Origin of the sequence: Streptomyces calvus, assembly GCF_006782915.1 — a bacterium.
In the GTDB taxonomy this organism is placed as follows: domain Bacteria; phylum Actinomycetota; class Actinomycetes; order Streptomycetales; family Streptomycetaceae; genus Streptomyces; species Streptomyces calvus.
The window spans coordinates 43,209-55,795 of record NZ_VCNP01000042.1 but is presented as its reverse complement, the minus strand read 5'-3'; the positions used below and the strand labels follow the sequence as shown (position 1 = coordinate 55,795).

Here is a 12,587-nt window from a genome sequence, read left to right as displayed (position 1 = left end):
GACTTCCTCTCAACTATGTTCGTGTGTCGACGGGGTGTAGGGGGATGCGCTCGTCGGGTCCGCGACGGGCGGAACCGACAGGCCGGGCATGTTCCGCACGCCCCGGGCCATCAATGGCGGGGAGAAGTCTCCGGGGGGAGACGTCATTACCGGGGGAAGACGTATGCATGTTCAGGATTCTCATTGGTCTTCCGCTGTCACGGCCGGCGCCACGATGAGCGCTCCGACCGGCAGCGGACGCACCGACAACACGCGCACGACGCCACTGCGGGTGGACGCGCAGCGCAATCTGGAGCACGTCCTGCGTGCCGCGCGGGAGGTCTTCGGCGAGCTGGGCTACGGCGCGCCGATGGAGGACGTGGCACGCCGGGCTCGGGTCGGCGTGGGCACGGTGTACCGGCGCTTCCCGAGCAAGGACGTACTGGTGCGGCGGATCGCCGAGGAGGAGACCTCCCGGCTGACCGACCAGGCGCGCGCGGCGCTCGGGCAGGAGGACGAGCCCTGGTCGGCGCTGTCCCGCTTCCTGCGCACCTCGGTCGCCTCCGGCGCCGGCCGGCTGCTGCCGCCGCAGGTGCTGCGGGTGGGCGTGGCGGAGGAGCACGGCCTGTCCGACCACGCACGCCTGCCGCAGCAGCGGACGCAGCCGACGGGTGAGCTGCGGCTGGTGTCCGAGGTCAGCGCTGCGCCCGGGGACGACGCGGGCGCGGCAGAGCTCCTCGAGGTCGTGGGACAGCTGGTGGACCGGGCCCGCGCGGCGGGCGAACTCCGCCCCGACGTGTCCGTCTCGGACGTCCTGCTGGTCATAGCCACGGCGGCCCCGTCCCTACCGGACGCGGCCCAACAGGCAGCGGCGTCGGCACGCCTGCTCGACATCCTGCTGGAGGGCCTCCGCTCCCGCCCGGCGTAGTCCGCCACGTCGTACGGCCGTACGTCGGTACGGCCGTACGCGAGCAACCGGCGTTGCGGCGGACCGGGTCGTCGCGCAGCCCCGCGTCAACGGGCCCCCGCCGCACCCACCCATGCCCAGCAGCACGACTGCCCACGCAGGGACGGCATACAGCCGCCCCCAGAGGCACGCCATACGACTGCCACCGACGGAAACGGCGAACGACTGCCACCGCCTCCGGAACGACGCACGACTGCCACCGCCTCCGGAACGACGCACGACGGCCTCCGACGGAACGGCGAACGACGCCCCCACCGCCGAAACGACGCACGACTGCCACCGCCTCCGGCAGGACGCACGACTGCTCGCGACCGGACCGGCGCGCGCACGACTGCGCGGCTGCCGCGTACGGCGTGAGGGGCCGGGGCGGGGGTGTTCGCCCGCAGTGGCTGGCGCGTCCACACCCCCGCCCCTCCAGACACCCCATTCCGCGCCAGTCCGAGGACGGACACCCCCGACCCGGCCCCGACCCACCCACCGCGCCGCAGGCGCTACGGCAACAACAACCGGCGCATCACCGCGCCACACCGCCAGAACCACCGGCACCGGCAGCTCCGGCCGCACCAGCGGCCCCAGCGGCACCAGCCGCACCAGCCGCACCAGCCGCACCAGCCGCACCAGCCGCACCAGCCCCCAACGCCCCCCGCTGCGGAGCGATCCCACCCGGCACCGCCCGCGCCCGAGCCGGCGTCCCCGTCCAGCACGTCCCCCGCCGCGCCAGCAGCCGCCGCAGCCACACCTCCAGCGCCACCAGATCCGCCAGCCCGTCCAGCGGCAGCGGCTCCCCCTCCGCGGCCCCCCGCAGCGCCTTGCGCACCACCCGCGCCTCGACCAGCCCCGCCTCCGCCAGCAGCGGCGTGTCGAACAGCGCCATCAGCGACCCCGCGGCCACCCGCAGCCCCGCCCGTGCCGCGACCGCCGAGGTGGCCGCCCCCGGCGTCCCCCACCCCGTCGGCAGGTCCCGCACCCCGGCCCCTTCGAGCACCGCCTGCAGGATCGACGCCCGCGCCCCCGGCCGCACCCGCAGTGCCTCCGGCAGCGCCCGGCACGCCCGTACGACCTGGTTGTCGAGGAACGGCGCGTGCAACCGCTGGAACCGGATCTCGGCGGCCTGTTCCAGCACCCGCAGGTCCGCCGCGTGCCGGGCCAGCGCCGCCCGTGCCCGGAAGTCCCCGGGCCGTTGTCCGGGCCCCACCTCCGACCGCCAGGTCGACGCCTGGAGGCGAACCGATACTTCAGCCAGTGCCTCACCCGTCAGCCAGCGCGCCGCGGGCCCGGGTCTTCCCCAGGTGAGCGCCGCGAGCGAGGCGTCCGCGGCCCCCGCGGCCCCGTCGTCGTCCAGTCTCCGGTGCAGCAGCCGCTCGGCGAGGCTCTCCAGTCCCGCCCGGTAGGGCGTGCGCGCCAGCCGCCGGGCCGCCGCGTACACCCGCGCGGGCACCATCACCGACCCGTCCGCCTTGGCGAGCGCGGCCACGGGACGCACCAGGTGCCGTCGTTTGCGGTCCATCAGCAGGTCGGCGAGGCGCGCCGGGTGCGCGTCGAGGACCTGCTTGGCCCCGTACCCGGTGAAGTGGTCGGCGCTGCCGGCGGCCAGCCGCGCCCGGTGCCGGGCGGCCGACACGAGCGAGGGCCCCGGTTCGTCGGTCAGCGGCACGTCGAGGTCGACGTAGGGGAGTGTCTCCTCGCCGCCGGTCACGACGACGTGGTGCAGTCGCGGGTTGGCGGCGAGGGCGCCCGCCCGTTCCAGTTCGTCCTCGTCGCGCCCGCCCGCGGATGCGCCGACGGCCAGGTCGTTGAAGGTGACGGCCAGCAGTCGTTCGCCTGCTCCGGTGCCGTGTCCCAGGACGGTCCCCGGCATTCCCGGCAGTCCCGCGGCCAGCAGGGCCAGCGCTCCGGACGCCGGCCCGCCGGACAGGTCGGCTCCGATGCCCGGCACGGGTGTGCCCCGGCCGGCCCGCCGCTCGGCGGGTCCCATGCCGGGCACCGGCCCGGGGTCGAAGGCGGCTCCGGGGACGTGCCGGGGTGCGGCCAGCCGTGTCCGTACGGCCTCGACGAGGGCGTCGCGGACGGCGTCGACGGCGTGGTCGGGGTCGGCGGGCGGGGCGGCGACGGCGAGGGAGGCGACGGGTTCGTAGCCGGCGATCTCGCGCGCCCCGGCGCGCAGGACGAGCGCGTGGCCCGGCGGGATGCGTTTGACGCCGTCGTAGGGGGTGGAGTCGTGCAGCGCTGCGGGTACGTCGGGCGCGGCGAGCAGCGCGGCGAGGTGTCCGAAGTCGAGGTTGGCTTCGATGAGGTCGGCGAGCGGCAGGGCGGCGGTGGCGTAGGCGGTGCCGCCCGCCCAGGGGGTGTGGAAGACGGGCCGGGCGCCGGCGAGGTCGCCGCAGACGGTGACGCGGCGGCCGACCTGGACGACGGCGGTGTAGCTGCCGGGCCAGGCGGTCAGGTGGCGCAGTGCGCCGCCGCGGGCGGCGAACAGTGCGACGCGCAGTTGTTCGTCGGAGGCGCCGCAGGTGCCGAGGACGGCGATCCGGGTCTGTTCGTCGGCCCTGACCACGCGTACTTCGTCGGGGCGCCAGTCGCCGACGGCCCACAGCGGGTCGGGGTCGCCCCACAGGAGTTGGGATCCGACGGGGTGCACGGTCTCGCCGTCGAGCCCGGTGGCGCCCGCGGAGCCGCTGGGGCCGAACCCCGTCGCTCCGGCGGCGGCGCTGCTCCAACCCACCAACCACCGCATCGCCGCCTCCACAGGCTGTGGACAACCAGTGCACCGTACGAACCGGTTCCCCATGCTGCCATGAAGGAGGCGCTCAGGAGGCGCGCCGGAGCCGTATGTGCTCCGTCCCATGCGCCCCGGCGGATACGTCGCCCCCGGGCCCGACCGGCGTTCGCCACAAGGGAGTCGCTCCACGGGGTCGCGCAACGGACCACGCCGCCGCGACGCGAATGCGCCCCCTCAGCGCGCCCCTGAAACCTCCAACGCGCCGTCAACTAGCGTGGTAGACAAGGGATATACCGGGAACGGGCAGGGTCGAGTTTCGGCCAAATCGGAACGGCGAGAACAATCTCGAACACGCTCCGTACAGGCTCTGCGCACCACTGAACGGTCGCGCGGTCCGGGAGGCGCGGCGCGCCTCCCGGACCGTTCCACCGCCCGCGGGGATGAAGGCGGCGGTGTCCCCCAGCCCACTGGATCCAGTACAGCGGGCCGACCCACGCACCGACCATGGAACCGCTCCCGCGATGGCCGGAGAAGAGCGCACGCACGGGCGCACGGCCACACACCGGGTGCACGCGACAACTGCGCGTATCTGACCCGCACGTCAGTACGGACCACATTCCCGCCATCCGGAAGAATGCCCCTTAACGCTTGGGATGCGGCGAACTACGCTGGGTTTACGAATGCCGCGCGGTTATGCCAGAGCGGCAGCCGTCTGTGTCGAGGGGTGGCGCATGTCCAGGGAGCAACGCGGGCCGAACGAAAAACTCGGCGCCGTTCTCGCCCTCGCGGGAATCTCCAACGCAGGCCTCGCGCGACGCGTCAACGACCTTGGCGCCCAGCGGGGACTGACACTTCGCTACGACAAGACGTCGGTGGCGCGCTGGGTGTCGAAGGGCATGGTGCCGCAGGGGGCCGCGCCGCACCTGATCGCCGCCGCCATCGGCCAGAAGCTGGGCCGTCCGGTGCCGCTCCACGAGATCGGCCTGGCGGACGCGGACCCCGCGCCCGAGGTGGGCCTCGCCTTCCCCCGTGACGTCGGGCAGGCGGTGAAGTCCGCGACGGAGCTGTACCGCCTGGACCTCGCCGGCCGCAGAGCGGGCTCCGGAGGCATCTGGCAGTCGCTCGCCGGGTCGTTCGCCGTGAGCGCGTACGCGACGCCGGCGTCCCGCTGGCTGATAACCCCGGCCGACAGTTCGGTGGCGCGCGAGGCGAGTCCCTCCGACGGCGCCGGCGCACCGCTCAAAGTCGGCCACAGCGATGTGCGGAAACTGCGCGAGGCCGCCGAGGACGCCCGGCGCTGGGACTCCAAGTACGGCGGCGGCGACTGGCGTTCGTCGATGGTCCCCGAGTGCCTGCGGGTCGAGGCGGCGCCGCTGCTGCTCGGCTCCTACTCCGACGACGTGGGCCGCTCGCTCTTCGGCGCCGCGGCCGAACTCACCCGCCTCGCCGGGTGGATGGCCTTCGACACCGGCCAGCAGGAGGCCGCCCAGCGCTACTACATCCAGGCGCTGCGCCTGGCCCGCGCGGCGGCCGACGTCCCGCTCGGCGGCTACGTACTGGCGTCGATGTCCCTCCAGGCGACCTACCGCGGCTTCGGCGACGAGGGCGTGGACCTCGCCCAGGCCGCACTGGAGCGCAACCGGGGCCTGGCCACCGCCCGCACCCTGAGCTTCTTCCGGCTGGTCGAGGCCCGGGCGCACGCACGCGCGGGCGACGCCCAGGCGGCCGGTGCCGCGCTGAAGTCGGCGGAGAGCTGGCTGGAGCGCTCCCGGCCGGGCGACAGCGACCCGTCCTGGCTCGGCTTCTACTCCTACGACCGGTTCGCCGCCGACGCGGCGGAGTGCTACCGCGACCTGAAGGCTCCCCGGCAGGTGCGGCGCTTCACCGAGCAGGCGCTGTCCAGGCCGACGGAGGAGTTCGTGCGCTCGCACGGGCTGCGGCTGGTGGTCTCGGCGGTCGCCGAACTGGAGTCGGGCAACCTGGACGCGGCCTGCGAGCAGGGCGTGCGCGCGGTGGAGGTGGCGGGCCGCATCTCGTCCGCCCGCACCACCGAGTACGTCAAGGACCTGCTGCACCGGCTGGAGCCCTACGGTGACGAGCCGCGCGTGGTGGAGCTGCGCGAGCGCGCCCGCCCGCTGCTGATGACCACGGCGTGACCCGGCCGCGCCGAAGGACCGCCTCCCGGGTTTGAAGGCGTTGTCAGTGGCGCAATGCACTATCGGAACCGGGAGGTGGTGCAGGTGGCGGGGCACGCGTACGACTGCGACGTGCTGGTGGTCGGCGGCGGGATCGTCGGCCTGTCGACGGCGTACGCGATCAGCCGGGCGGCGCCCGGCACGCGGGTCACGGTGCTGGAGAAGGAACCCGGACCCGCCCGGCACCAGACGGGCCGCAACAGCGGTGTGATCCACAGCGGCATCTACTACCGCCCCGGCTCGCTGAAGGCGCGGTACGCGGTGCGGGGCGCCGCGGAGATGGTGAAGTTCTGCGCGGAGTACGGCGTCGAGCACGCGGTGACGGGCAAGCTGATCGTCGCCACGGCCCGCGAGGAGCTGCCCCGGCTGCACGCGCTGGTGCAGCGTGGCCGGGAGAACGGCATCGCGGTCCGTGAACTGGGCGCCGCGCAGATAGCGGAGTTCGAGCCGGAGGTCGACGGCCTGGCGGCCATCCACGTCTCCACCACCGGCATCTGCGACTTCGCCGCGGTCGCCCGCCGGCTCGCCCAGGCGTCCGGCGCGGAGATCCGCTACGGAGCGCGGGTGGTGCGGGTCGACCGCCGCCCCGACCTCGGGGTCGCCGTGCGCACCGCCGCCGGCGACGTCGTACGCGGCCGGATCATGGTGAACTGCGCCGGCCTGCACTGCGACGAGATCGCCCGGCTGACCGGCGACGAGCCGGCCGCCCGCATCGTGCCGTTCCGCGGCGAGTACTACGAGCTGGCGCGGCCGGAGCTGGTGCGCGGCCTGGTCTATCCGGTGCCCGACCCGGCGTTCCCGTTCCTCGGCGTCCATCTGACCCGCGGCGTGGACGGCGGTGTCCACGTCGGCCCCAACGCGGTGCCCGCCCTGGCCCGCGAGGGCTACGACCGGCGCACGGTACGCCCGCGCGAGCTGGGCGCGACGCTCGCCTGGCCGGGCTCCTGGCAGCTGGCCCGCCGCCACTGGCGGTACGGAGCGGGCGAGCTGCACCGCTCGCTGTCCCGTGCGGCCTTCGCGCGGGCGGTGCGCCGGCTGCTGCCCGCCGTGCGGGCCGAGGACCTGGTGCCGGCGCCGGCCGGGGTGCGGGCGCAGGCCGTGCTGCGGGACGGCACGCTGGTCGACGACTTCCTGATCGAGGAGACCGCCCGCGCGGTGCACGTGCTGAACGCGCCCTCGCCCGCCGCCACGGCCTGCCTGCCGATCGGCCGGGAGGTCGCGCGGCGTGCGCTGGCCGGGCTGGCGGCCGCGGGCCGGTGAGGAGGCGCGGACGGGTTCCGCCCGCCGGACCCCCGTAAAATCGACAGCACTGTGTCTGACTCCCTGAGCACCACCCCCGAAGCCCCGCACCCGGCACACACGCCCGGTGTGTCGATCCGCCATGCCCGGGCCAAGGGCGAGCCGCGGTTCCCGGACGGGCCGAAGGCGGATCCCGCCGGGTCGCACTTCGAGCGGCGGATCCGCAGCTTCCAGCCGCGCCGCAGCCGGGTCACCGCAGGTCAGGCGGATGCTCTGCAGCGGCTGTGGCCGGCCTGGGGCTTCGATGTGGACGGGCGGCGGGTGCTGGACCTCGCCGCGTTCTTCGGCAACGACCGTCCGGTGGTCCTGGAGATCGGCTTCGGCATGGGTGAGACCACCGCGGCGATGGCTGCCGCGGATCCGGCGACCAACATCCTCGCCGTGGACGTCCACACTCCCGGCCAGGGCCATCTGCTCAACCTCGCCGACCGGCTCGGCCTGGACAATGTGCGGGTCGGCAACGGCGACGCCATCATCCTGCTGCGCGAGATGCTCGCCCCCGACGCCCTCGACGGGCTGCGCGTCTACTTCCCGGACCCGTGGCCGAAGAAGCGGCACCACAAGCGCCGGCTGATCCAGCCGGACTTCCTGACCCTCGCCGCGACCCGGCTGCGCCCGGGCGCGGTCGTGCACTGCGCGACCGACTGGGAGCCGTACGCGGAGCAGATGCTCGAGGTGCTGACCGCGCACCCCGCCTTCGAGAACACGCAGGCGGACGGCGGTTTCGCGCCGCGTCCCGCGTTCCGGCCGGTCACCCGTTTCGAGGGACAGGGGCTGGACAAGGGTCATGTGGTGAACGACCTGCTCTTCCGTCGCGTACCGCATGACGAACGGGCCGGTCACCGAGCCCGAGACAGCATGTAGACCTGCCCCTTCCCGTCCTCGTGAGGGTCGATTCCGTGGCCTCCAGCCCTCCGCGCCCGACGCATCCCGGCGAAGCCTTCGGCGGAACGCTGCGGCACGCGCACTGGTGGCAGCGGCCCTGGGTGCGTTACGGGGCGCTGATCACGCTGCTGGCGCTGTCCGGGCTGGTGATCCTCGCCCTGGTCCGGGAGCAGACGGGGACGCGAGGGTTCCTGGTGGGGCTCGGTCTCGCCGTCCTTCCGGTGCCGCTGCTGCTGGCCGCGTTCCGCTGGCTGGACCGGGTGGAGCCGGGACCGTGGCGGAACCTGCTGTTCTCCTTCGCCTGGGGGGCGTGCGCGGCGGCGCTGATAGCGATCGTGGCGAACAGTTTCGCCACGCAGTGGATAGCGACGGCGACCGCCGACCCGGCCGGCGCGGACACCCTCGGCGCCACGGTCATAGCGCCGGTGGTGGAGGAGTCCGCGAAGGCCGCGGCCGTCCTGCTGGTGTTCCTGTTCCGCAGACGCGACTTCACCGGGATCCTCGACGGGGTGGTGATAGCCGGGGTCACGGCGACCGGCTTCGCGTTCACCGAGAACATCCTCTATCTGGGCACCGCCTTCGGCACCGACCAGCTCACCGGCGACAGTGGCATGGCGTCGGTCACCGCGGCGACGTTCTTCGTCCGCATCGTCATGTCGCCGTTCGCGCATCCGCTGTTCACCGTGCTCACCGGCATCGGGTTCGGCATCGCCGCGCTGTCCACGGAACGGCAGCGGATCCGGCGCGTCCTGCTGCCGCTGGGCGGGCTGCTCCTGGCGATGGGCATGCACGCGCTGTGGAACGGGTCCTCGACGCTCGGCCAGTACGGCTTCTTCGCGGTGTACGCGGCGTTCATGGTGCCGACGTTCGGGTTGCTGACCTGGCTGGTGGTGTGGACGCGCCAGCGGGAGCTGCGGACGGTGCGGGCGGAGCTGCCCGCGTACGCGGTGGCCGGCTGGCTGACGCCCGCGGAGCCGTTCGCGCTCGGTTCGATGCGGGCGCGGCGCATCGCCCGGCAGTACGCGCGCCGGTACGGCGGCCGTCCGGCGGCGCGCGCGGTGGCGCAGTACGAGGCGTCCGCGACGTCGCTGGCGTTCCTGCGGCACCGGGGCCGGCGGGGGCGGGCGGGGACGGACTTCGTCACCCGGGAGCGGGAGTTGCTGCTGGAGCTGTGGCACCGGCGGGGTGCGGCGCGTCCGGCACTGGAGCACGCGGCCCGCGTCACCGCGCCCGCCGTCCCGGTCGTCGCGGCGCCGTGGCCGGTGCACGGGGCGCAGGGGTATCCGCCGCGGGGGTATCCGCCGTCGGGCCACCTGCCGTACGGGCATCCGTATCCGGCGTACGACACGAACACCTACCGGCCCTGACGGGCCCGCACCCGCCGCGCCCCGGGTCCGCACACGCCTGACCGGCAGCCCTGACGTCGGGGGTTGCCGTCGGGACTGCCGGAATGCGGGGTACGCCGGGTCTCGGGAGGTGGGGTGCCTCCCGAGCTGTGCGGCCGTGCGGGACCACGGGAGCCTGGGGTGAGGCGCGGCCGCGGGAACCCGGGTCGGGCCGCGGCCGCATCGCACAGGGGGTCGTGGGAGACCCGGGTCTCAGGGAGTGAGGCCCTTGCCGCGGAGCCAGGCGAGCGGGTCGATGCCGGACGTGGAGCCGCCGGGGTGGACCTCCAGGTGGAGGTGGGCGCCGGTGGAGTTGCCGGTGGAGCCGACGCGGCCGATCACGTCGCCGGTGTTGACCTTCTGGCCGACGCTGACGCTGATGGAGGACTGGTGGGCGTACCAGATCTCGGTGCCGTCGTCGAGGGTCAGCACGGTCTTGTAGCCGTAGGAGCCGTCCCAGCCGGCGGAGGTGATCGTGCCGGTGTGGACGGCCTTGATGAGGGTACCGGTGGGTGCGGCGAAGTCGAGACCGGTGTGGTAGCCGGAGGACCAGTAGGCGCCCGCCTGACCGAAGGTGGAGCTGAGGGTGTACGAGGAGGTGGGGAGCGCGTACTGCTTGGCGAGCTTGGCGAGGCGCTCCGCCTCGGCCTTCTTGCGGGCCTCCTCCTCCGCCTTCTCCTTGGCGGCGGCGGCCTTGGCCTTGGCTTCCTTCTCCGCCTTGGCGGCGGCTTCGGCGGCCGCCTTCTCGGCGGCGGCCGCGGCCTCGGCGTGGGCCTTGTCCTCGGCCTGGTCCTGCTGCTGCGCGACCTGGGCCATGATCCGGGCGCGCAGCGCCTCACCGGCGTCGGCGGCACCCTGCTCGGTGCCGGCGGTCGTCGTCGCGAGGTCGCTGAGCGGAGTGGAGGAGCCCTGGGGCGTCTCCTCGCCGGAGATCAGGGAGCCCACGTTGGGCAGGTCCGGCATGGAGATCGACACCGGCGGCTTGCCGGTCTGGGCGCTGGCCATGCCGCCCGCGCCGACGGCCGCGATGACGCCCACGCCCAGGACGGTGGAGCTGCGGGCGAGTCCGCCGCCGCGCTGCTTGGCGACTCGGTGCCGGCCGCGTACCGGGCGGACGGACTCCGCGGTGGGGTTCCACTCCTCGAAGGGTCCCTCGTCGGTGCGGATTCCGCCGTAGGCGAAGGTGTCGCTCGGCTGGTACGGAGCCTCGGGGGCAGGCCGGTTGGACGCCACGTGGGCGTACTCCTTTCCTTCCTTCTCGCCTACCGGGTTAGCTGACGGGTTCGGAGCAGGAAGGTCTCCTACGCGCGTATACGAACCGTGTCTCCACGGCGGTATCCACGCGATTCACCCCAGGGTGATGGTTCCCCGGTTCCCTTGCGGGATTCGGCGCGTGCGCACGGAGCCGACGTCTGTGACGGCTGGGACGACCGCGCTGCGTTATCGAACGTTAATAGACGCGAGGGCCGTATTCCAAGCTGTTCCTCTTGATCATTAACGATTTCCGGGGGGACGTAACTGCCATCGATGGCCAAAAACGGGCGAGTTGACCGCCCTTCTGACGCGCTCTCATTTCTGACGGTGTGTCAGTTGTTATGCGCTGCGGGGTGGACCACTCACACTGAGTGAGGACACGGCGAGTGGGGGCGAGGTGAAGGACTCCGGCACGAACGGAGAACGCGAACGGAGGGCGCGAACGGAAAAAGCCGAGGGCCGGAACCCTTTCGGATTCCGGCTCTCGGCCTTCAGTAGCGGGGACAGGATTTGAACCTGCGACCTCTGGGTTATGAGCCCAGCGAGCTACCGAGCTGCTCCACCCCGCGTCGGTAGAACCAGTGTACGTCATGCGGGGGACACTCGGCACACCCGTTACCGGCGGCCCCCGTCACCACCGGTTTCACCCTCCGGTCAGATGCCTGTTCGGCGCCTTCGCGTGCTCCTCGTGCTCCGGCAGGACCACCACCGTGGCGCCCTCCGCCGCCAGCACCCCGCTGCCGTCGGCACCCGCCACGAAGGTGTCCGGCTCCCGCCAGGCCGTGACCACCCGCCGCACCCCCGCGTCCAGGATCAGCCGGGCACAGGGCGCCGGCCGGGACGCACGGCGGGCGCACGGCTCCAGGCTGGAGTAGACCGTGGCGCCCGGCAGCCGCGGGTCCGTGGGATCGACCTTGGCCAGCGCGGCCTCCTCCGCGTGCACCACCGGGTCGGTGCCCTCCCGGGAGTGGCCGCGCGCCAGCTCCGTGCCGTCGGCCGCGACCACGACCGCGCCCACGCTGAACGCCGTCCGGGACGGCGGGCACGCGGCGGCCAGTTCGCAGGCGAGCGCCAGCCAGTGGTGGTCGGCGGCGACGGGCAGCGGGCCGGTGCCGGGAGCGGTCGGCTCGTAGCGCATCAGGACGACGTCGCCGACCGGGCGGGTCTCGACCAGCCGCAGCCGGCCCGCCTGGTACGCGCCGGGGCCGAAGAGGCGGGGCGCGCGGGGGTCGCCGACGAACAACGGGGCGAGGACCAGCTGGAGTTCGTCGGCGAGGCCCTGGGTGAGCAGCTGGGTGTGGATGTGGCCGCCGCCCTCGACCATCAGCCGCCGGACGCCGCGCACCGCGTGCAGGTGCTCCAGCAGGCGCCGCCAGTCGAGTGCGGGCCCGAGCGGGACGACATCGGTGGCGAGGCCGAGGGCGCGGGCCCGCTCGGCGCCCCGGTCGGTGGTGTAGAGCACCTTGTCGCCGCCGGTGTGCCAGAACTGCGCCGCCGGGTCCAGGTCGCCGGTGCCGCTGACGGTGACCTTGAGCGGGTACTCGGGCCGGCCGGCGGCGAGCCGGGCGGCGCGCCGCTCGGGCGAGTTGACGAGCAGCCGGGGGTTGTCGGCGCGGACGGTTCCGGCGCCGACCAGGACGGCGTCCGCCGAGGCCCGCACCTCGTCGACCCGGTCGAAGTCGTCCGGGCCGGACAGCAGCAGCCGCCCGGGGCCGGTGTCGTCGAGGTAGCCGTCCAGGGAGACGGCGGCGGACAGCAGGACGTACGGGTGGGGCATCGGCGTACTCCGGGCGGGGAACGGCGGCCGGCGGGACCGCGGCGGGCGGGCCGGTGCGGCCCGGTTCCAGTCTGACAACCCGCGCGGGCGGCGGGCGCCCGCGGCCGTGCCCGGTGCGGTGCGGTGC

General features: G+C 74.0%; 8 protein-coding genes, 1 tRNA gene and 1 riboswitch. Of the genes, 5 read left to right on the top strand and 4 right to left on the bottom strand.

The genetic code is table 11. The annotated features are described in order from the left end of the window. Positions 1 to 163 precede the first annotated feature (163 nt). Positions 164 to 907, top strand: a complete 744-nt coding sequence (locus FGW31_RS18225) for a TetR/AcrR family transcriptional regulator (RefSeq protein ID WP_142194502.1) — start codon at positions 164 to 166, stop codon at positions 905 to 907. Positions 908 to 1,460: 553 nt separating this feature from the next. On the opposite strand, the gene FGW31_RS18220 is transcribed toward FGW31_RS18225, so the two are convergent. Next, positions 1,461 to 3,680, bottom strand: coding sequence for an asparagine synthase-related protein (locus FGW31_RS18220; RefSeq protein WP_233452513.1), 2,220 nt, complete (start codon positions 3,678 to 3,680; stop codon positions 1,461 to 1,463). Between the two features lie 716 nt (positions 3,681 to 4,396). Here FGW31_RS18220 and FGW31_RS18215 point away from each other — a divergent pair. From FGW31_RS18215 to FGW31_RS18200, 4 genes are read left to right on the top strand one after another with little or no spacing between them, the layout of a single operon-like run. After that, positions 4,397 to 5,821: an MFS transporter gene (locus tag FGW31_RS18215; RefSeq protein ID WP_142194501.1), complete on the top strand. Its 1,425-nt coding sequence runs from the start codon at positions 4,397 to 4,399 to the stop codon at positions 5,819 to 5,821. Between the two features lie 54 nt (positions 5,822 to 5,875). After that, the gene (lhgO, locus tag FGW31_RS18210; protein WP_142194500.1) at positions 5,876 to 7,120 is read left to right on the top strand and encodes an L-2-hydroxyglutarate oxidase; all 1,245 of its coding nucleotides are present in this window, start codon (positions 5,876 to 5,878) and stop codon (positions 7,118 to 7,120) included. A gap of 51 nt (positions 7,121 to 7,171) precedes the next feature. Further along, entirely contained in the window at positions 7,172 to 8,023 is an 852-nt protein-coding gene (gene trmB / locus FGW31_RS18205) for a tRNA (guanosine(46)-N7)-methyltransferase TrmB (protein WP_142194499.1), read from the top strand. 35 nt (positions 8,024 to 8,058) lie between these two features. Further along, complete coding sequence (locus tag FGW31_RS18200; RefSeq protein WP_142194498.1) at positions 8,059 to 9,411, top strand: PrsW family intramembrane metalloprotease; 1,353 nt, start codon at positions 8,059 to 8,061, stop codon at positions 9,409 to 9,411. Positions 9,412 to 9,642: 231 nt separating this feature from the next. Here the strand turns inward: FGW31_RS18200 and FGW31_RS18195 are convergent, their stop codons facing one another. The 3 genes from FGW31_RS18195 to FGW31_RS18185 form a co-directional block, all read right to left on the bottom strand. Next, positions 9,643 to 10,662 carry a M23 family metallopeptidase gene (locus tag FGW31_RS18195; RefSeq protein ID WP_142194497.1) on the bottom strand — a complete coding sequence of 340 codons (1,020 nt, stop codon included), beginning with the start codon at positions 10,660 to 10,662 and terminating at the stop codon, positions 9,643 to 9,645. A gap of 11 nt (positions 10,663 to 10,673) precedes the next feature. Beyond that, positions 10,674 to 10,831: riboswitch (cyclic di-AMP (ydaO/yuaA leader) on the bottom strand. A 347-nt stretch (positions 10,832 to 11,178) separates the two neighbouring features. Further along, positions 11,179 to 11,252 (bottom strand) — tRNA-Met (locus FGW31_RS18190). Positions 11,253 to 11,326: 74 nt separating this feature from the next. Next, a complete protein-coding gene (locus FGW31_RS18185) occupies positions 11,327 to 12,460 on the bottom strand; it encodes a dihydrofolate reductase family protein (RefSeq protein WP_142194496.1) in 1,134 nt (377 codons plus the stop codon). Positions 12,461 to 12,587 lie beyond the last annotated feature (127 nt).